Source organism: Streptomyces sp. WAC00040, assembly GCF_056835925.1.
In genome coordinates this window covers 1,834,164-1,852,977 of the sequence record NZ_JAKQZE010000001.1, presented here as the reverse complement: position 1 = coordinate 1,852,977, position 18,814 = coordinate 1,834,164, and the positions used below count along the sequence as shown (strand labels likewise).

The window sequence follows — 18,814 nt, the reverse complement described above, 5'->3', positions numbered from 1 at the left end:
GGTCACGCCGAGGGTGACGGCGAGAACGGTCGTGACGGCCGCGGCGAGCTGCCGCCGGACGGGTCGTGCGTGAGGCAGGTGTGTTCCTTCCGAGAGGGACCGGGGCGTGCGAGGCGCAACGCGATGGTCGGACTCCCGCTCGGGCGGAGAGGTCGTACGCCGTGTCGTGCCGGGACACGGCGGAGCGCCGAGCGGGGGGCGCCGGGTGCGCCCCGGGCTCGCGACGGTTGTTACGCGGGGGCAGCCTCCGTCTCCGGCGCGGGCTCTTCGGCCGGTTGCACCGCGGCCGCTGCGTCCCGGCTGATCAGGCAGATGACGGCACAGGCTGCCGCCACCGCGGCGGCGGCGTACCAGTTGGCGCCCGGGACGCCGAGGGAGAGCGACAGGTCGAACAGGACGCCGGCGAGGAGCGAGCCGACCATGTTGCCCGCGCTGCGGAAGAAGTGCATGGCGCCCATGGCCTTGGCGAGTCGCTGCTCGGGGACCTTGCGGGCGACCCAGATGTCGAAGGACGGCACGAAGAGGACCTCGCCGAGGACGACGACGAGGCAGCCGACGATCACCCAGGCGGCACTGCGGCCGGCGCCGAAGGCGAGGAAGGCGGCGGTCATGCCGGCCAGGCCGACGGCCATGACGGCGCCTGGACGCAGGTGCTTGATCAGGAACTTGAAGAGGGGGTACTGGAGCACCAGGACGCTCAGACCGGTGATCCAGAACGGTGCGGACGGCGCCCACTGCGGCGCGTACTCCTCCATGTGCAGCGGAATGCCGACCAGGAAGCCGATCGAGAGGAACCAGAACACGGCCGAGAGCAGGAAGTACCGGGTGGCTCCCCGTACGTCGATGCCCTTGAACACGGTCAGACTGAACAGCGGCTTGGGTGCCCCGGCAGCCTCGGCCGCCCGTGCGTCGGCCGCTGCCCGTGTCTCGAACCCGTCGCGCGGGATGAACGCCGAGGACGCGAGGCAGAAGCCGATGAAGATGGCGAACACGACGCTGAAGAGGGTGCGCAGATCCACGTCGGCGAGCAGACCGCCGAGCAGCGCACCGCCGAACAGGCCCACCTGCGCCGACATCTGGAAGGTGGAGAACGCCTTGGGCCGCTCGTCGTCCGGGTAAGAGACGAGGATGTTCTTCAGGCCGGGGAAGGCGGTTCCGGAACCGAATCCGATGAAGAACGCGAGCACGCTGTAGACGAGTACGCCGCCGCTGAAGCCCATGGCGCCCAGCGCCACCGCCTCCATGGCGGTGCCGAGGAACACCGCACCCCGGATGCCGATGCGGGCCGCGGTCCCCTCGTAGAAGAAGGTGGCGAGCAGACGGCCCACGTACGTCATACACATGACCACGCCGGCCCAGAAGCCGCTGTCGGTGCCGCCGAGCGAGGCGAGGAGTACGGGGAACCAGATGAAGTTCCCGATGTGGGCGAGGAAGATGCCGGCGTTGACGCCGATGAGCGCCCGCCTGCGTTCGATGGTCATAGCGCGACCTTTCCCTTGGACTCGGTGGCGCGGAGGTCCGCGATGGCGCGCGCGACGGCGGGCCGGTCGACCGGTACACCCCGGACGACGGTGGCCAGGGGCAGTGCCGAGAGCGGCTTGCCGGGTGCGTGCAGGTTGTACGTGGCCGCCGCCCCGGGGCTCAGCGGGTGGGCTCCGGCGGTGTCGCCGCGCAGTTCGTCGAAGTAGCGGCGGCCGCCGACCGTGGCCTGCCGACGCAGCGCTCCGGCCGACGAGAGGTCGTCGCCGCGCAGCAGGTCGAGCTCACTGAGGAGGGAGTAGCCGTGGTAGGCGCCGGTGTTGCCGGAGTCGGTGCCGACGAGCAGGTTGCCGTGGCGCAGCGCGGTGAGGGCGTTGCGCCGCATGTCGGCCAGTGCGGCGGTGCGGGTCTCCTGGCAGCCGTACTCGATCCCGAAGGGCTTCTCGATGTCCTGGACGAATGCGAGGTTGCCGCGGTCCTGGGTCTCCGCGAATCCCTCGCGGCCGTAGTCGGCAAGGAACTCCTCCCGGGTCATGACCATGGGGCTCAGTCCGGCGAGGGTGGAGACGAACCGGGCGCCCTCGAGCCGCTTCCAGTCGGCCGCGTCCAGGGTCCGGTCCCGCACGGAGTGGGCGAAGAGCCGGAATCCGCAGTCGTAGGCCCAGAGGGTCTCCTGGAGCGTGTTGCAGTCGATGACCGCGGTGATGCCGCGCTCGGCGGCGATGCGGGCGGTGAACTTGAGGACCCGCTCGGACAGGCGGGAGAAGCGTACGGGGGTGCCCGGCTGCTCCGTGCCGTCCGTGAACATGACCTTGAGGAAGGTGCCGCCCCGCTCGGTGTTGGTGCGCAGCGCGTGGTCCAGGTCGGCCTCGACGGCGAGCATGTGGACGGGCGCCGGGAATTCGACGCCGTGCCCGCGCAGTCCGGCCGCGTTGGTCATCGCCGTCACCGCATATCCGCAGTGGGCGATCTCGGGGTACGGCCAGGGCGAGGTGCTGCTGCCGGCTTCCCAGGCGTCGGACACCAGGGGGAAGCCGAACATGTCCACGACGTGGGTGACCCCGTGGTAGAGGTACTGGAGGGCGACGATCCGCGGGTCGTCGACGGAGTCGTCCCAGTTGGCGGGAAGCGAGACATGGGCGTGGGTCTCGGTGTAGCCGGGCCACAGCTCCGTCTCGCCTCCGCCGCGGGTGCCCGACGGTTCGATGCGGGTGAAGACGCCGTCCTCGGTGGTGACGTCGAACAGCGCCTCGTCGTCGAGGGCGGGCACGGCCACGCCCCGGAGGGTCGCGGGCGGCGCCTGACGGTGGGCGGTCGTGTTCATCGGGCCACGTCGACCTTCATCCGAAGGTCGATGCCGTCGAGGGCCGCCTCGCACCGCTTGTTGACCTCGTCGCGGTCGGCGCCGGTGAAGATGATGTGGCCGATCCAGTCGAAGTTGCTGCGGGACAGCCGGGTGACCTGGGTGCCCGGCTTCTTGTAGGCAAGGGCGCTGTGGAAGCCGGGGAGCTTCTCGATGGAGTCGAAGCCGATGGCCTCTACGGTGCCGGCGACCGGGGCGCCGAACCAGTGGCCGCCCGCGGTGGTCTCGCCGGGGAAGGGGAGTTCGGGCCGCTCGCCGAGGGCCTGCCGGATGACCTCCAGGTAGGGGTCGACGCCGGACGTGATCTGCATGAGGCTCGGCACGATCCCGCCGATGAGACGGCCGTTGACCTCGCACAGCACCGGGCCGTCCGCGCCGAGCAGGTACTCGGTGTGGATGAAGCCGAAGTCGACGCCGAGTTCGTTCAGTACGCGGGTGGTTGTGGCGAACAGCTCGTCCTGGAGCGGGTGTCCGCTGAAGTAGGTGGCGCCCATCTCGATGAAGTGCGGGAACCCGCTCAACGGCCGGTCGGTCAGGCCGAGGTTGACGACCTCGCCGTTGCCGAGGACGCAGGACTCCACGGAGATCAGCTCGCCGGTGACGAACTCCTCGATGAGGATGTCCGGGATGCGTACGACGCCGCGGCCGTAGTCGACGACGTCCGCCAGTTCGGCCAGATAATCGCGCAGGTCGTCCTCGTCCTTGAGGTGCAGCACGTGCAGGCTCGCCGTGCCGTCGGAGGGCTTGACCACGCAGGGGAAGCCGATCTCGCGGACGGCCGCCTCGACCCCGGCCGGGTCGGCGACGTGGGCGAAGCGCGGCTGCCGTACGCCGGTGCCGTCCAGGCTGAGGCGGGTCAGGTGCTTGTGCCGGGCGTTGCGGGCACCCTCGACGCTCATGCCCGGCAGGCCGAGCGCCTCGGCGACCGCCGCGGTGTGGACGGTGTGGTACTCGCTGTAGGTGGTGACGCCGTGGACCGGCTTCTCGGCGTGCAGGCTGCGTGCGAGGGCTGTCAGGTCCTCGATGGAGAAGGCCTGTTCGCTCTTGACGACCTGGCACCTGGGGTGCGCGTAGGCGGCCTCCGCCAGGGGCGAGACGCCGAGGTAGAAGTCGGGGTCGACCGACACGAGGGTGACGTCGTGGCCCAGTTCCAGGGCGTTGGCGATGCCGGCGATCCCGTTCGGGTTGCATTCGATCATGAGGATATGCATGGGTGTGTACTCCTGAGGTCTCGTGGTCGCTGCCGGTTGTGTGGTGTGCGGCAGCGCGGGGATGTGGTGGGTGGGGGATGCGCGTGATGCGGTCGGGTGCGGGTGCCTGCCCGGGGCGGCGGCTCAGCGTGCGGCGGCTCCGGAGGCCGCCGCCGGCGCCCGGGACCCGGCCCTGTCCACGGCCGCGAGCACGGCGGGCAGGTCGAGGCCGAGCGCGGCCATGACCTCCTCGTGGTCGCCGCCCCGGTAGGGCCAGCTCTGGTCCGCGCTCACCGACGTGACCTCGCACCGGGGCATCAGCAGCGCGAGACCCTCGGCGATGCCGCCCTGGCCCCGGTGCTCCTCGATGACGACGAACCGGCTGTGGTGGCGGGCGAGTTCGGCGGCGGCCAGGGTCAGGTGCGCGTGGTCCAGGTAGACAAGGTGCGCGTGGGCGGCGCCGGGCACGGCCGGCCGGGCCGCCATGGCCAGGCGGGTGCCCTCCTCCCCCACCGACACCAGGCAGACCTCCTCCGGTGTGGAGCGGAACTCCCAATTGACGAGGGGAGGTTGCTCGCCCGTCCAGTCGATCGAGTCGTACGCGGCGTTGCGGCCGGTGCGGATGTAGTGCGGCTTGCCGGAGCGCACGGCCGCCCGGACCACCGCGCGCATCTCGGCCTCTCCGTAAGGGGCCGCGATGGTCACGCCGGGGACGCTGCGCAGGATCGCCAGGTCCTCCAGGCAGTGGTGGGTGGTCCCGAACCACGCTCCGGAGACACCCGCGTAGGGCGCCACGACGGTGACCCCGGCGGACAGGTAGCCGAGGGTCAGCTTCAGGCTCTCCGCCGCCCGCAGGGCCGCGAACGGCGCGAAGGTGCTGGCGAACGGCTTGTGGCCGCCTGCCGCGAGACCCGCCGCCATGTCCACCATGGCGCCTTCCGCGATGCCGAGGTTGAAGAACCGTTCCGGATGGGCGGCCTGGAAGGGGTGGCCCTTGCCGCCAAGGTCCGCCTCCAGGCACACGATGGAGTCGTCCTCGGCGGCGAGCCCGGTGAGCTCGTCCCGATAGGCGTCCCGGCCGGAGAGAGTCATCGGATCGCTCGCTTCCACTTGGCGGCGCGCGCGGCGTCGATGGTCACGTAATGGGAGGCGGCCTTCCCCTCCACGGCCGGCACACCCTTCCCCTTGACGGTGTCCGCGACGACGGCCAGCGGCCGCCGGGCCGTCGACCGGTCCGCGGCGAACAGCGCCGTGAGGGCGGCGAGATCGTGCCCGTCCATCTCCGCCACTTCGAACCCGAAGGCCGCGAACCGGTCGGCGAGGCGGGGCAGCGGCGAGATGTCGGCCACCGGCCCGTCGTTCTGGCCGCCGTTGCGGTCCACGACGAGCACGAAGTTGCCCAGCCCCTGGGCAGCGGCGACCTGGCAGGTCTCCCAGACCAGCCCCTCCTGGAGTTCGCCGTCACCAGCGACGGCGATGCCGAGCCCCGGCCGGCCCGCGATCCGGCGGGACAGCGCCCACCCGGCGGCGTACGGCACTCCGTGGCCGAGGCTCCCGGTGGGGAACCGGACGCCGGGCACCTTGGGGCCCGGGTGTCCGGTGAAGGGCCCGTCCGCCATGCCGTACAGCGGGGCGGGGTTCTCCGGCAGGACGCCGCTGACGTGCAGGGCGGCGTAGAGGCCGGCGGCCGCGTGGCCCTTGCTCAGGACGACCTCCGTGCCGTCGCCGGCCGAGGCCCGGTGCAGCGCCGCGATCAGGATGTCGAGCACGGACAGGCTGCCGCCGAGGTGGCAGCCGCGCGGGCTCGCGGCCATGTCGACGACCAGCCGCCTGGCCTCCACCGCGCGTGCGGCGAGGGTGTCCAGGACGGGCAGGGTCTCCGGCGGGTCGAGAACGGCGGTCATCAGCGGCTCCCTTCGGGCAGGGTGAACCATCGGTTGACGGCGTCGGCGAGCAGCGAGCGCGCGGTCCGGTACTCCATGCCGCCGATGCGCTCCTCGTCGGTGTGGTCGAGCGAGGAGTCGCCGGGCCCGTACGCCACCATCGGCACGTCGTGCCAGGTGGTGGCCAGCGTGTTCATGTCGGAGGTCCCCTTCTTCACCACGAAGCGGGGCCTGATCCCTGCATCGGCGAAGGCCCGGGTGAAGGCCTTGACCAGTGGGCCGGAACGGCCGCCTGCGTAACCGGGGGTGGCGCGCAGCACGTCGATCTCCAAGCCCTCGCGGACATGTCCGAGCGCGGCGGTGCGCAGCGCTTCCAGGTCCGCCGTGGGCGGCACCCGGAAGTTGAGGATCCCGGTGGCCCGGTTCCGCTCGCGCCCGCTCGCGCAGCTGATGTCGATGACAGCGCTCAGGGCGTCGGGCGCCTCCTCGAGGACCGAGGTACGGATCTCGCGGAGGGCACCGATCAGGTGGTCCGGGGCGGACACCGCGTCCATGCCGGCCGAGTGCCCGCTGGGCACGGACGCGGTCACCTCGAGCTTGAACAGGCCGAAGTAGCCGAGGGTCAGGGTCCGCGAGCCGCTGGGCTCACCGATGACGACGGCGTCGGCCGGATAGGTGTCGCGGACGTGGAAGGCGCCCTTGGAGGAGGAGATCTCCTCCTCCACCGCGCCGATCGCGCACAGCTGCCCGTCCTCCGGGATGTCCGCGTGCGCGAGCACCTCCAAGAAGCTCGCCAGGCTGCCCTTGGCGTCGACGCTGCCGCGTCCCCACAGTTCGTCCTCGCGCCATTCGGCGGGCCAGTGGTGCGGCACCGTGTCGAGGTGGCCGAGGAGCAGCAGCCGCCGGGGGCCGTCGCCGCGGGTCGCGACCAGGTTTCCCGCCTCGTCGACCCTGGCCCTCATGCCGCGCTCCTGGCACCACTCGGCCAGGAACGAGGCCAGTTCCGCCTCGTCGCCGGAGACCGAAGGCACGGAGACCAGCCGGGTGAGCAGGCCGAGGTCGGCGGCGGGTTCCCTGGTGCGCCAGAAGCGGGTCCAACCCCCCGGCTCCGTCATGGTGTGCGGACCGGTGACGGCCACGTCCGCGCTGCCGTCCAGGGCGATCTCGGCGGCGCGGACCTTCTGGCGCATCCTGCCCCGCGCGTACTGCGCGCCGTCGCCCGGATAGGCGTTGCACAGGGTCGAGCGGGGGTCGTCCGGGTCGGTCAGCAGTCCGGGTGTGCCGGTGACCAGCCGCAGATGGTCGGCGTGCAGGGCGTTGGAGAGGACCGCGGCAAGGACGTCGGCGTCGACGTTCAGCGGCGGCTCGCCGGCCGGACCCGCCACCGGCGGCGACAGGCACACCACGTCGTACGTGTCGAGCAGGGCGTTCAGCCGTACGGTGTCGACATCGACGGGAACTCCGGCGCGGTGGTCGCGGACCACGACGGGACGGCCCTCGGGGGACATCGCCTTCAAGGGGCGGTTGGCCCGGCCGGTCACCAGGCCGCCGCGCGCGGCCACGGCGGTGAACACGCTCAGCCCGAGGGTCCGCAGGCCCTGCTCCACGGCCGGCAGGGTGACCCGCTCGTAGGCGTCGACCAGGTGCGCCATCTCCTCGGGCGGGCAGTAGCGGACCGAGTCGCCGCCTGCGAGCCGCAGTTGCGGCATCGGCCGGCCGATCGCCGAGTAGTGCCGCTCGATGCCGGTGGCGCCGCCGGTGACCAGGAGCACCCGGGCGCCGCGGGCCACCACGTCCGCGATCTCCTTGTGGATGGTCTCGCGGTCGAGCGTCGCGCTGCCGACCTTGATCACGTAGAGGGGCCGGGTCATGGCGACACCGCCGTGGTGGGCAGCCCGGACGTCTCGTCGAAGCCGAAGATCAGGTTCATGGCCTGCACGGCCTGGCCTGCGGCGCCCTTGATCAGGTTGTCGAGGGCGGCCACGGCGACGCACTGACCGTCGCGGACCGCGATCGCGACCTCGGCGACGTTCGAGCCGACGACGGCCTTGAGCATGGGGAAGTCCTGCGGCACCTTGGGCGCCGGCCGGACCCGCACGAACGGCTTGCCGACGTACGCCTTGGCGTAGGCGCGCTTGACGTCCAGCGCCGCGACGCCGGGCCGCAGTTCGGTGTACGCGGTGACCATGATGCCGCGGGCCACGTCGAGGCTGTGGGTGGAGAACCGCAGGTCCATGGCCGCGCCGGTGTGGTCGGCGATGGCCTGGCGGACCTCCGGCGCGTGCCGGTGCCCGTACAGCTTGTGCACACGGAAGTTGCCGCTGCGCTCCGCGGGCGGCTCGCTGCCGCCGCGGCCGCCGCCCGTGGAGCCGGTCTTGGCGTCGACGACCACACGGCCGTCCACGAGGGACTCGGCGAACAGCGGGTACAAGGCGTAGACGCTGGTGACGGCCATGCAGCCGGGCAGGCTGATGAACCGGCTCTCCGGGACCCCGTCGCTGAGCTCGGGGACGTAGTAGGCGAAGTCCTCCGCCGGCGGGTTGGCGGCGGTCCGCGGATAGTGCGTCAGGACCTCCGCGCTGTCCCGCAGCCGGAAGTCGCCGCCCAGGTTCACGACCCGCTTGGCGTGCTCGGCGATCAGCGGCAGCTGCTCGGGCAGGGCGCCGGTGGGCAGGCAGCCGAAGGCGATGTCGACGGCGTCGATGTCCGCCAGCTGCGCCAGGGGGCGGAACTTGAGCCCGGCCGCCTTGGGGTGGTTGCGCAGCCACGGATGGACGCTGCCGATGGTGGCGCCCGCGCTGCGCTCCGCGGAGAGGAAGGCGAGCTCGACGTGCGGGTGCTCCAGCAGGAGCCGGATCATCTCCCCGCCGGTGTAACCGCTGGCGCCGATGACGGCGACGCGGATCGTCTCGTGAGAGGTCTCAGCCAAGGCGGGCCGCCTTCTCGTACGGGCGGCGGTGGTCGCCCTGTTCGACGAGCTTGCGGATGGCGTCCGGACGCCGGGCGACCTTCCGGAAGGCGTCGGCGTAGCGCAGGATGCGCTCGTACTCGACCGGGGAGCGCAGCTCGCGGCAGAGGACCAGGGTGCTGTCCAGCATCCCCAGGGTGACCGGGAAGTCCTCCGGGCGGTGATCGCGCACGGCTCCCGGGTTGAGGGTGAACGGGTAGCCGCTTCCGAAGCCGTCCCGGTGCCGGAAGGGCAGGTGGCACGGGATCGGGGTGTTCTGCCATTCGCGGGCGGGGACGCCCTCGGCGACGAGCAGTTCGTGCACCGCCTCCTTGACGGCGTGCACCGGGAGGTCGCCGAGGCCCACGGCGTCCGGGTGCAGGGTCATCCGGTACATGTTGTACGCGTGGACATGCCCGTCCGGGACGTGCGGCGGGGTGAACAGGCCGGTCTCGCGCAGGGCTTCGCCGATCAGGGCGGCGTTGCGGGCCCGGATCTCGTCGTAGTAGGGCAGGCGTGCCAGTTGGCTGGTGCCGAAGGCCGCCGCGACCCACGACATGCCGTAGTCGATGCCGTGCCGATCCAGATGGGCGACGGCCCGGTCGTACGCCTCCTCGGTCGAGAAGAACGCGATACCGCCCTCGCCGCCGAGCGGGAAGTTCTTGTCGGCCATCAGGCTCTGCCCGGCGGCGTCGCCGAAGGAACCGGCCAGCCGGTCGCCGATCTTCGCGGAATGGGCGTGCGAGGCGTCCTCGACGAGCGCGATGCCGTGGCTGTCGGCCAGGGCGCGCAGCGCGGGGACGTCCGCGGGCAGGCCGTGGACGTGCACCGGCATGAGCGCGCGGGTCCGGTCGGTGATCGCGGCGGCGGCGGCCTGCGGGTCCATGCAGTACGTGACCGGGTCGATGTCGACGAACACCGGGATCGCGTGCGCGGCGACGACGGCCTGGGCGGTGGCGATGAACGTGAACGCGGGGACGATGACCTCGTCACCGGGCTGCACGCCGGCGCCCACCAGCGCCATGTGGAGGCTGGACGTGCCGCTGGCGGTGGGCAGGGCGTACCGGGCGCCGACGTAGGAGCGGTAGGCCTCGGCGAAGCCGGCGACGACCTTCTCGGGCGTCTGCCGCTGGGCGAGCATCAGGTTGAAGACGTCTTCCTTGGTGATGACCGGGAAGAGTGTGCGGCGCATGGCCTTGGGGATCACCGCCCCGCCGCCGAGGGCGGCGAGCTCCGCTTCGATGTCCGCGGCGTCGGGGAGCGGCAGCGGTGCCGCCGGGAAGTCAGTGATCATGAGCGTGCTCCGGAAGTGGCGGCGGGACGCGCCGCTCGGGTCAGGGCCATCCGTGCGCAGGCGGCCACCAGGGGGCTCAGCCGGTAGTTGAACTGGACGCCGGGCACCAGCGAGGCGTCGGCCTCCTCCTGCGTCCACATCGTGCGCAGGTCGTAGGCGCCGAAGATCTTCAGCCGCTCGGCGCGGGCCCAGAGCCCGGCATCGTCGGTCAGCACGGCCGCGGCCGGTCCGAAGCCGAGTCCGGTCAGGTCCACGACCAGCGCGGGGGAACTAGCGCCGGCTGCCAGTTCGGTCAGCCGGTCGGCGTTGGTCGCGTCCAGTGCCACGTGGTCGTAGGCGACCGGCCGCGCGCCCTGTTCGTCCACCGCGGGCTCCACGGTGACGCCGAGCCAGTTCAGGAACGCTTCGGTGGCCGCGTCCGGCTCGGGCAGCGACACGGTGTCGCCGTGGCCGATGCCCTGGCCGGCGAGGGCCGCGTGGACGGCTCCCGTACGGCTGTTGAGGAGGACCGCCTTCGCGCGTCCGGTCTGCTTGGTCAGCAGCCTTTCCAGACCGGGCAGTTCCCGGTCGCTCTTCTCGATGCTCATGACCACGCCCGAGGTGAGGACGCGAGTGAGCACCGTCGCTGTGTCGAACAGTTCCATGGGTCGTCTCCGTGTCACGCGGCCGCGGCCGCGAGCTGCTCCGCGACGTAGGCGGCGAGGTGGCCGGCCACGTTGACTCCGTGCTGGGCGGAGGAGCGGGCGAATTCGGGGTTGGCATTCACTTCGAGCACGAGCAGCTCACCGGTGGTCCGGTCCTCGACCAGGTCCACTCCGTAGAAACCGGGGCCGAGGATGTCGACGACGTGGCCGCAGAGCTTTTCGATCTCCGTGGTGACCTCGGTCCGCCGGACCTCCGCCCCGAGGTGGGTATTGGTACGCCAGTCGGTCGAGACGCGCTGGATCGCCACGACGGGGGTGCGTCCGACGACGACCACGCGCAGGTCGTGGCCCGGCTTGTCGATGTACTCCTGTACGACGACGGGGAAGAGCTTCCCCGCGGCGTCGGCGGACTCGCGGCCGCCGGCCCAGGCCTCGACACACTCCGCGTTGGCCATCTTGGTGACACCGCGCCCCCAGGACCCGCTCACGGGCTTCACCACGGCGGGCAGGCCGAGTTCGGCGACGCTCGCGTGCACCTGCTCGTAGCTGAAGGCGTGCCGGGTGACGGGGTGGGGGACGCCGTGGCGCTCGAAGAGCAGCGCCTGAAGTCCCTTGTCGTTGCAGGTCTCGATGGTCGCCGACCGGTTGAGGGTGGTGGCTCCGGCGTGCTCGAGCCGGCGGGAGACGCTGATCGCCTCGCGGTGGGACAGGTTCCTGATGAGGACGAGACCGGGCGGGCCCGTGCGGCCCGCCACGACCTCGGCCAGATCCTTCACGAGCAACGGCCTTGCCGTCAGACCCTCGTCACGCAGTGCGCCGAGAAGGAGCTTCTCGTCGGGGCGCAGCATCGTGACCGAGAGCAGGACCTGGTCGGCGGAAGTCACTCGCCCCAGTCCTCTTCCACCTCGGGGGCGAGGTCCAGCCGCGCGCCGGCGTCGGACTTCTCGACGACCTCGTGCTCCTGGCCGCAGGCCGCGCACTCGGTGATCTCACCCTTTTCCCAGGCTTCCTGAACCTCGAATTCCGTGTCGCACACGAGGCATTTCGGAGCCGCAATGGCGGTGGTCATTTTTTCGAAACTCCTTCTGTAAATAGGCATGCTGATACGGCCGGCGTCGCGGGAGTCCCGCGGAGCGGGGCCCGCGTGCCGCGGGCCCCGCTCCGCGGCACGGCGGTCGGGTGGTGAAGGTGTGCTGCAGGCGCCCGGCGAAGGCGTGCCCGGTGAAGGCGTGCCTGGTGGGGCAGGTGTGCCTGATGGGGCAGCCGTGCCTGGTGGGTCAGACCCAGCCCGGGTCCTGCGGGCTCGACGTTCCGGTTCCGGCGACCGCGGACCGGTCGGTGTCACCCGGAACGACGGAGAAGGCGATCAACGCGGCGGCGGCGATCATGCACGCCGCGAAATACTTGACTGAACGCGTGACGTACTTCATTTCGTGTCCCCCCTGGACGGTTAGTGGTCAGTCGTTCGCGTGCCGCTGTCCACATGAAGAGACTGCCCTGAGAAGGACATTGCCGGAAGGAGTTACAGGGGTCATGATCATGCAGTGCAGAAAGTCGAAGGGGGCGGCAGATGTGCAGCAAAACGGATATAAGCGAAGACAGCGCACATATAGAGATCTGTGCTGAGGGGATGGCGGTCTACCGGACCGCGCTCGTGGCGGGCAGGATCGCACGGGCAAACGCCCCCGCGTGCCTGCCGGACCTCGGACTGCTGGTGCCCGCGGTGGACGATCCCGAGGCCATGGTGCCCGTGCCGCCCGCTGTCGCCGAAGCGACGCTGGTGCGTCCCCTGGAGCGGCGCGTCAACGAACAGCAGCGGACGGTGGCCACACTCCGGGCGTCCATGTCCCAGGTGGAGAGCGTCTACCGGGGCCTGCGGGAGGGGAGCCATGCCGTTCAGCGGCTCACCGGAGCGGCGATGATCGCCGCCGCGGTGGAGGCGGAGGCACAGTCCGCCACGCGTGAGACGCTCACCGCGCATCCCGGTGGGGGCCGTCCGGAAGAAGTCCTCGCCAAGTCCTTGTCGTACACGCTGGAGGCGAAGAAGCGCGGCGTCAGGCAGCGGACGCTGTACCAGCACACGGTACGGACGCACGGCCCGACGCTCGACTACATCAAGGCTGCCACCAGCGCCGGGGCCGAAGTGCGCACCGTCGACGAGGTCTTCGACCGCATGCTCATCTGGGACCGCTCGGTCGCCTTCATCCCCGACAAGGAGAAGGAGCATCACAACCACGCCCTGAGAGTCACCGACCCGGGCATCGTGCACTTCCTCGTCTCCGTCTTCGAGCACGCCTGGGACCGTGCGGAACCGGTCGTCTACGAGCCCGACCAGCAGCGCCCCAAGATCCTCACCGACGAGACGCGCCGGCGCGTGCTGCGGATGATGGTCGACGGCTACACCGACGCCGCCATCGCGGCCCGGCTCGGAATGAGCGTCCGTACCGTGGCGACCCACCTGAAGAAGGTGTCGGACGCGCTGGGCAGCAAGAGCCGGGCGCAGCTCGCGTATCTGACCGCCCAGAGCGGTCTGCTGGACGTGTCCCCGGGCCCGGACCGCCACTGCGGCACCGGCCGGCAGGACTCCCCGCACGACTGATCACGGCGGACACGCGGGGCAAGCCGGCGACCCTGCCCCAGGGCCCGTCGGCGGCCGTCCCGCGGGGGACTCAGGGCCGCAGGGATCCGCGGCGCGCACCGTCCGTCCGGGCACCGGTCATGACTGCCCCGTCGGTCCTCGCTCCGATGAGTACGGCAAAGGACAGGTCCGCGTCCGTGAGGTCCGCGTCCGTGAGATCGGCCGCCATGAGCTTGGCCCTGCGCAGCGACGCGCCGCGCAGGGTGGTGCGGACAAGACGGGCACGCGACAGTACGGCGTCGTCGGCGCGGACACCGCCGAGCTCGGCACCCGTGAGGTCGCAGAGGCCGGCGTTCACCCCGGTCAGCGTCGCGCCCGTGAGGTCCGCGCCGGTCAGGTCCGCGCCGGTCAGTGACGCGTCGGAGAGGTCGCAGCCGCTCAGCGAGCACTCGCGCAGGTCCGCGTAGGCGAGGTAGACGCCCTTCAGGTCCCTGCCCGTGAGGTCGGTCCCCGCCAGCGGGATGCCCCCGAGGTCGTTGTCGGTGCCCCACGGCTGCGACCACTCACGCAGCAGGCCGCGCCAGGCGCCGCCGCCCACCAGCGCTTCCCTCAGAGCGGCGAGGACGTCGGCGTTCTCCGGCCGGGTCCACCGGTCGCGCAGCTCGGTCTCGTGCCGGGTGTCGTCCGGTGGTGTGCTCATGGCCTGGCGCTCCCGGGGGCGGGTCGGTCACCGTTGGATCTGGTGGAGGAACCCCTTCACACGGTCCAGGTGGTAGACGGTCTCGTCGTGCTTCTTGAGGAGGACTTCCAGGCCCCGTTCGGTCATACCGTCAGGCAGCCGTTCCATCTCCTTCCACAGTATCCGACGGACGTTCTCCAGCCCTTGTTGTGCTTGCGTCAGGTCCTTGACGTGGTCGTACGGCGTCCCGTCCGGTCTGCGTGCCACGACCTCACCCGCCGCCTCACGTCGGGCCGCCGAGTAATGGTTGTGGTTCGGCTCCGAGTTGATGCGGCCGATCGGGTCGGCCTTGATGTTCTCAAGCTTGTTGATGGCGTTCATCGCCTCGTCGCTGAGGCCCAGACCCCGGTAGGGCGAGAGGCCCATCGGGTCGGACCAGGTGAACGGGTTGTGGACGTAGGCGGCCGGGTTGGGTGCCGGGGACAGGCCGAGCGGGTCGGGTGTGAGGTAGCGGGCCGTCTCCGGGTCGTACTGCCGGAAGTAGTTCTGGTGGAGGCCGGTCTCCGGGTCGTAGTACTGGCCGGGGAAGCGCAGCGGGGTGTAGGCGGTGGCGGATCTGGTCCAGGTCGTGGTGCCCCAGAGCGTGGCGCGGGTGTGCCAGGCCACGTCACCCGATTCGTCGACGAGTTCGGTGGGCGTGCCGACGATGTCCGTGACGATGGCGAAGAAGCGTTCGTCGACGTCCTGTTGGGGCGCGTCCGCGCCGAGCACGCGCTCGGTCTGGGCGAGCGGCCGGGCACCGTGGTGCTCCCAGGTCAGGACGACGGGGCGCGGCAGCTCGGGGGCGGTGGTGGTCTGTTCGCACAGCGTCGTGCCGTCCCAGGTGAACAGCACCTCCTCGACCACGCTCTCGCCGTCGTCGGCCAGGCGCTGCTTGGCTGTGCGGCGGCCCAGCGGGTCGTAGCGGTAGCGCCAGCGCGTCCCGTCGGGCGTGGTGACGGCCGTGAGGCGGTCCTCCGCGTCCCAGGAGTAGTGCCAGGTGTCGGGCTTGCGGGACAGCCGCGTCTTCCTGCGCAGGGTGATGCGGCCGGCGCCGTCGTGTTCGTAACGCACCGACCCGGCACGGGTGATGGTGGTGCCGGTGTAGTCGCGCGAACCGGTCGCCTCCTGGCCCGGGTGGCCGGCGGGCCAGGTGGCGGAGGTCTGGTTCCCGGCCGCGTCGTAGGCGTACGTCTCCGACCAGTCGGCGGCCGTCACCGCCGTGACCCGGCCGGCGGGGTCGAGGTCGAAGCGGAAGGAGCCCCGGAGGGTGTCGTCGAGTGCGGTGAGGTGCCCGTCGGCGCGATAGGTGTAGGCCCGGCGGTTGATGGTGCGAGCGCCGGTGGTGAGGTGCTGGCCGGCCAGACGGCCGGTCTCGTCCCAGATCGACGCCAGCGTGAGGGAGTCGCCGAATACGCGTCGCAGCTCGCGTCCCGCCGCGTCGTGTGTGAAGGAGACGCGGTGCGTGCCGCTGGTGAGGTGCGTGGGCCGGCCGGCGGCGTCGTAGCCGTACGTGGTGACGCGGCCGGTGGGTGTGATGCGGCGGACCCGGCGGCCCACGGAATCGTAGGTGTAGGTGATGGGGCGGCCGTCGACCAGCTCGGCCTTCAGGTCGCCCCGGCGGTCGTACTGCCGGATCAGCTCGCTGTCCGGGCCGGTGGCCCGGACCATCCGCCCGGCGGGGTCGTAGGCATAGGTGGTGACGGCGCCCGCGGCGTCCTTCCTGACGACCCGGTCGAGCTGGTCGCGCTCGTAGGAGACCGTCCGGCCGAGCGGGTTCGTACGGGCCGCGACCTGGCCGACGGCGTCGATCGCGTAGCTGACCGTCCGCCCGTCGAAGTCGGTCTCCGAGACCATCCGGCCGGCCGCGTCGTAGCTGTAGGACCAGGTCAGGCCCTGCGGGTCGGTGACCTTGGCGAGCCGCAGCGAGGCGTCGTGCTCGAATTCGTGGCGCACGCCGTCGGGGCCGGTGCGGGCGGCCGGCAGGTCGAAGTGGGTGTACTCGAAGCGGGTCGTCCGCCCGGTCGCGTCGGTGTGGCCGGTGCAGTTCCCCTCCCCGTCGTACGTCCATGACTCGCTGCTGCCGTCCGGACGGGTGCGCCGGGCCAGTTCGCCGTCGGCGGTCCACTCGAGGGTGGTGACCGCGCCGAGGGGGTCGGTGATGCGGACGAGCCGGCCGAAGGCGTCGCGTTCGCACCGCGTGGTGCCGCCGAGCGGGTCGGTGACCTCCAGCGGCATGCCGGCCGCGTCGCAGCGGAAGGTGGTGACGGCGCCGAACGCGTCGGTGGAGGACACGAGATGCCCGCGGGAGTCGTACGCGTAGCGGGTGGTGCGGCCGGAGGGGTCCGTGACGCAGAGGCGGTTGCCCCGGTCGTCGAACTCCTGCCGCCAGCTCGTCCCGTCGGCCTCGGTGAACTCGACCGGCAGACCCCGTTCGTCGCGGACGGTGCTGATCCTGGTGCCGTCGGGGCGCACGACGGCGAGGAGCCTGCGCGCCTCGTCGTACGTGTAGGAAGTCGTCCGGCCGAGGGCGTCGGTGCGGGTCAGCCGGTTCCCCCGCGCGTCATGGGTGTAGCGGGTGGTGTGACCGAGCGGATCGGTGGTGGCCACGACCCGGCAGGCGCTGTCGATCAGATGGCGGGTGGTCCGGCCGTCGGCGGTGGTCAGCTCGGTCACCCGGTGTCCGGTGGCCGGGTCGGGAAGGCCGTAGGACAGGGTGAGCTGTACGTGGCCGGCCTGACCGCCCTCGCCGATCACGCGGTCGTGGTCGTCGTAGGCGTAGTCGTACCGGCTGCCGTTGGAGTCGATCCAGGCGATCACCCGTCGGCGCTCGTCGTACTCGAACGTGAGCGTGGCGCCCGAAGGTCTGGTGACGGCGGTGAGGTTGCCGTCCGTGTAGCCGTAGCCGGCGACCGGCTGCTCCGTGCCGTCCGGCAGCGCCAGGGACAGGCCGGTCACCCGGCCGTCCGCCGTGGCCACCGAGAGCCGGCTGCCCGCGGAGTGGACGAGCGCAAGCGGCGTGCCGGTCTCGTCGCGGTCGACGGTGACGCTGTGGCCGTTGCGGTCGCTGATCCGCTCGAGCCAGGCGTCCCCGTCGTCACCCGGTTCGGTGCCGGACGGTGCGGTGAAGTGGCGGGTCAGGCCGCTCTCCGGGTCGGTGACGGTGTAGTCGCCGCTCTCCTCGCGGGTGAGCGGACGGCACCCGGTACCGGACTCGGGAAGCGTGGGGACCCCGGGCACCGGGTGGGGGTAGGTGAGCAGGAGACCGTCGTCGGTGACGTGGACGACGCCTTTGGCGTCGATCTCCAGGCGTTCGTCGACGGTGGAGGACCAGGACGGCCCGAAGAAGCGCCCGACGGTGTAACCGGACTCGACGCGGCGGGTGAAGGCGAGCGGCAGCGTGCCGGGGACGACGGCGTCGGTCTGCGGCAGGAACATCCGGCCGGAGGCGAGGTCGACGGGGTCGGTCTCGTCGATCAGACGCTGTCCGTCGGGACGGTCGTGGGTGCCGTTCGGTACGTCGTCGATCAGCCTGCGGGCACGGTTGGCGTCACTGGCCAGGTCCGCCGCCTCCGCGGCGACCCGTACCCCCTTGACGCCGGCCCCGGCGCCACCCGTGGCCGCGGTGAGCAGCAGGTCGGGAACGAGACGGCCGAAGCCCTCCGCCGGATCCTTCATGAAGTTGTCGAGCATCTGCTTGCCCGCGCCCCACGGGTCGTTGGCGACCAGCACCAGCCCGGAGGCCAGGTTGTTCAAGTTGGTGAGGTACTCGGCGGGGTGCGTGATGTTGTACGGGTCGGTGGGGTTGATGCCGCGTACGAAGGTGACGAGGCCCGCTGTTCCCTTGACGATGCCCGCGCCGAAGTGGGTCTGCATCACCTGCAGTTCCTCCAGGCCGTCCATGGCCTGTTCGGCGTACGACGGCTTGGGGGGCGCCGCGTCCCTGGCGGCCTGCACGGCGGTGCGCGCGGTGTCCGCCGCGGCGTTCCGCTGTTTGCGGGCCTCGGCCAGGATCTGCTGGGCCTCCTCCATCTGCGCCTTGCCCGGATCGCTGAACGCACCCGGTTTCGGCGGCAGGGAGGAAGGGTCCCGCTGGTCCTCGGGCTGGGCGTTGTAGCGGTCGGCCGCGCTGTTGTACGCGTCGACCTTCTTGTTGTGCGCGTCCAGCGCGTCCGACGACGCCTTGGTGCCGGCCTTCCACTTGTCGATGGCGGTCTGCGCCTGCCGCTGCGCCCACTCGACCGTCAGGGCGAAACTCGCCAGCGCGTCGGCTGCCTTGCCGAAGGCGTCCGCGCCCTTGAACCACTTCGGCGGCTCGATGGACACCGTCTCGCGGAACGCGTCCGCCGCCTCACCTTTGATCTCGGAGGAGTCCAGGCCCTTGAGCCCCTCGCCCACCAGGTCGAACGACTTCTGGAGATCCCGCAGGTGCGAGGCGGTCGTGCGCAGTTTGTCGGGGCTGCCGTAGATGAGCTTGGTCTTGTCCTCGGTCTGCCCGAGGTCCATCTCGTCGACCTCTGCGCCCATCCGGTTGGCCAGCGAACGGGACTGCTCGCGGACCCAGTCCGCGCCCGACTCCCAGCCCACGTCCTCGAGCCGGTCGGCGGTCCAGTCACCGGCGTCCTCGACGCGGTCGCCGAGCCATTCGGTACCGTCCTCGACCGCGTCCTCGACGACGTCCGGAGTGATGTCGCTGACGAAATCCCCGATGCCCACGG

At 71.3% G+C, this 18,814-nt stretch carries 15 protein-coding genes; 1 reads left to right on the top strand and 14 read right to left on the bottom strand.

The window, feature by feature from the left end; genetic code table 11:
- Positions 1-230: 230 nt before the first annotated feature.
- The 12 genes from MDN94_RS08535 to MDN94_RS08480 form a co-directional block, all read right to left on the bottom strand.
- Positions 231-1,481, bottom strand: a complete 1,251-nt coding sequence (locus tag MDN94_RS08535; protein WP_482725284.1) for an MFS transporter — start codon at positions 1,479-1,481, stop codon at positions 231-233.
- Positions 1,478-2,803, bottom strand: coding sequence for an amidohydrolase family protein (locus MDN94_RS08530; protein ID WP_482725283.1), 1,326 nt, complete (start codon positions 2,801-2,803; stop codon positions 1,478-1,480). Before MDN94_RS08530 ends, MDN94_RS08535 begins: the two co-directional genes overlap by 4 nt.
- A complete protein-coding gene (locus MDN94_RS08525) occupies positions 2,800-4,053 on the bottom strand; it encodes an ATP-grasp domain-containing protein (RefSeq protein WP_482725282.1) in 1,254 nt (417 codons plus the stop codon). The genes MDN94_RS08530 and MDN94_RS08525 overlap by 4 nt, the downstream gene beginning before the upstream one ends.
- Positions 4,054-4,176: 123 nt before the next feature.
- On the bottom strand, positions 4,177-5,124 hold the full coding sequence (locus MDN94_RS08520) for a transketolase family protein (protein ID WP_482725281.1): 948 nt from the start codon (positions 5,122-5,124) through the stop codon (positions 4,177-4,179).
- Entirely contained in the window at positions 5,121-5,936 is an 816-nt protein-coding gene (locus MDN94_RS08515; RefSeq protein WP_482725280.1) for a thiamine pyrophosphate-dependent enzyme, read from the bottom strand. The genes MDN94_RS08520 and MDN94_RS08515 overlap by 4 nt, the downstream gene beginning before the upstream one ends.
- Positions 5,936-7,786, bottom strand: coding sequence for a M20/M25/M40 family metallo-hydrolase (locus MDN94_RS08510; RefSeq protein WP_482725279.1), 1,851 nt, complete (start codon positions 7,784-7,786; stop codon positions 5,936-5,938). The genes MDN94_RS08515 and MDN94_RS08510 overlap by 1 nt, the downstream gene beginning before the upstream one ends.
- Positions 7,783-8,844 (bottom strand): N-acetyl-gamma-glutamyl-phosphate reductase, encoded by a 1,062-nt coding sequence (gene argC / locus MDN94_RS08505; RefSeq protein ID WP_482725278.1) that lies wholly within the window; start codon positions 8,842-8,844, stop codon positions 7,783-7,785. Before argC ends, MDN94_RS08510 begins: the two co-directional genes overlap by 4 nt.
- Positions 8,837-10,156 carry a DegT/DnrJ/EryC1/StrS aminotransferase family protein gene (locus MDN94_RS08500; protein ID WP_482725277.1) on the bottom strand — a complete coding sequence of 440 codons (1,320 nt, stop codon included), beginning with the start codon at positions 10,154-10,156 and terminating at the stop codon, positions 8,837-8,839. Before MDN94_RS08500 ends, argC begins: the two co-directional genes overlap by 8 nt.
- Positions 10,153-10,800, bottom strand: coding sequence for a PLP-dependent aminotransferase family protein (locus MDN94_RS08495; RefSeq protein ID WP_482725276.1), 648 nt, complete (start codon positions 10,798-10,800; stop codon positions 10,153-10,155). Before MDN94_RS08495 ends, MDN94_RS08500 begins: the two co-directional genes overlap by 4 nt.
- A gap of 14 nt (positions 10,801-10,814) precedes the next feature.
- The gene (locus MDN94_RS08490) at positions 10,815-11,684 is read right to left on the bottom strand and encodes a RimK family alpha-L-glutamate ligase (protein ID WP_482725275.1); all 870 of its coding nucleotides are present in this window, start codon (positions 11,682-11,684) and stop codon (positions 10,815-10,817) included.
- Entirely contained in the window at positions 11,681-11,869 is a 189-nt protein-coding gene (locus MDN94_RS08485; protein ID WP_364587540.1) for a lysine biosynthesis protein LysW, read from the bottom strand. The genes MDN94_RS08490 and MDN94_RS08485 overlap by 4 nt, the downstream gene beginning before the upstream one ends.
- A 208-nt stretch (positions 11,870-12,077) precedes the next feature.
- A complete protein-coding gene (locus tag MDN94_RS08480; RefSeq protein ID WP_482725274.1) occupies positions 12,078-12,230 on the bottom strand; it encodes a hypothetical protein in 153 nt (50 codons plus the stop codon).
- 200 nt (positions 12,231-12,430) lie between these two features.
- Between MDN94_RS08480 and MDN94_RS08475 the strand changes: the two genes are divergently transcribed.
- Positions 12,431-13,399, top strand: coding sequence for a helix-turn-helix transcriptional regulator (locus MDN94_RS08475; RefSeq protein WP_482725273.1), 969 nt, complete (start codon positions 12,431-12,433; stop codon positions 13,397-13,399).
- Positions 13,400-13,469: 70 nt separating this feature from the next.
- Here the strand turns inward: MDN94_RS08475 and MDN94_RS08470 are convergent, their stop codons facing one another.
- Positions 13,470-14,078 carry a pentapeptide repeat-containing protein gene (locus MDN94_RS08470; RefSeq protein WP_482725272.1) on the bottom strand — a complete coding sequence of 203 codons (609 nt, stop codon included), beginning with the start codon at positions 14,076-14,078 and terminating at the stop codon, positions 13,470-13,472.
- A gap of 27 nt (positions 14,079-14,105) precedes the next feature.
- Positions 14,106-18,812 carry a putative T7SS-secreted protein gene (locus tag MDN94_RS08465; protein ID WP_482725271.1) on the bottom strand — a complete coding sequence of 1,569 codons (4,707 nt, stop codon included), beginning with the start codon at positions 18,810-18,812 and terminating at the stop codon, positions 14,106-14,108.
- Positions 18,813-18,814: the final 2 nt, after the last annotated feature.

What these genes read in the sequence shown, in the direction of transcription:
- MDN94_RS08535 (WP_482725284.1), bottom strand. Translation starts at nt 1,481, where the DNA reads ATGACCATCGAACGCAGGCGGGCGCTCATCGGCGTCAACGCCGGCATC.
- MDN94_RS08530 (WP_482725283.1), bottom strand. Translation starts at nt 2,803, where the DNA reads ATGAACACGACCGCCCACCGTCAGGCGCCGCCCGCGACCCTCCGGGGC.
- MDN94_RS08525 (WP_482725282.1), bottom strand. Translation starts at nt 4,053, where the DNA reads ATGCATATCCTCATGATCGAATGCAACCCGAACGGGATCGCCGGCATC.
- MDN94_RS08520 (WP_482725281.1), bottom strand. Translation starts at nt 5,124, where the DNA reads ATGACTCTCTCCGGCCGGGACGCCTATCGGGACGAGCTCACCGGGCTC.
- MDN94_RS08515 (WP_482725280.1), bottom strand. Translation starts at nt 5,936, where the DNA reads ATGACCGCCGTTCTCGACCCGCCGGAGACCCTGCCCGTCCTGGACACC.
- MDN94_RS08510 (WP_482725279.1), bottom strand. Translation starts at nt 7,786, where the DNA reads ATGACCCGGCCCCTCTACGTGATCAAGGTCGGCAGCGCGACGCTCGAC.
- MDN94_RS08500 (WP_482725277.1), bottom strand. Translation starts at nt 10,156, where the DNA reads ATGATCACTGACTTCCCGGCGGCACCGCTGCCGCTCCCCGACGCCGCG.
- MDN94_RS08495 (WP_482725276.1), bottom strand. Translation starts at nt 10,800, where the DNA reads ATGGAACTGTTCGACACAGCGACGGTGCTCACTCGCGTCCTCACCTCG.
- MDN94_RS08485 (WP_364587540.1), bottom strand. Translation starts at nt 11,869, where the DNA reads ATGACCACCGCCATTGCGGCTCCGAAATGCCTCGTGTGCGACACGGAA.
- MDN94_RS08480 (WP_482725274.1), bottom strand. Translation starts at nt 12,230, where the DNA reads ATGAAGTACGTCACGCGTTCAGTCAAGTATTTCGCGGCGTGCATGATC.
- MDN94_RS08475 (WP_482725273.1), top strand. Translation starts at nt 12,431, where the DNA reads ATGGCGGTCTACCGGACCGCGCTCGTGGCGGGCAGGATCGCACGGGCA.
- MDN94_RS08470 (WP_482725272.1), bottom strand. Translation starts at nt 14,078, where the DNA reads ATGAGCACACCACCGGACGACACCCGGCACGAGACCGAGCTGCGCGAC.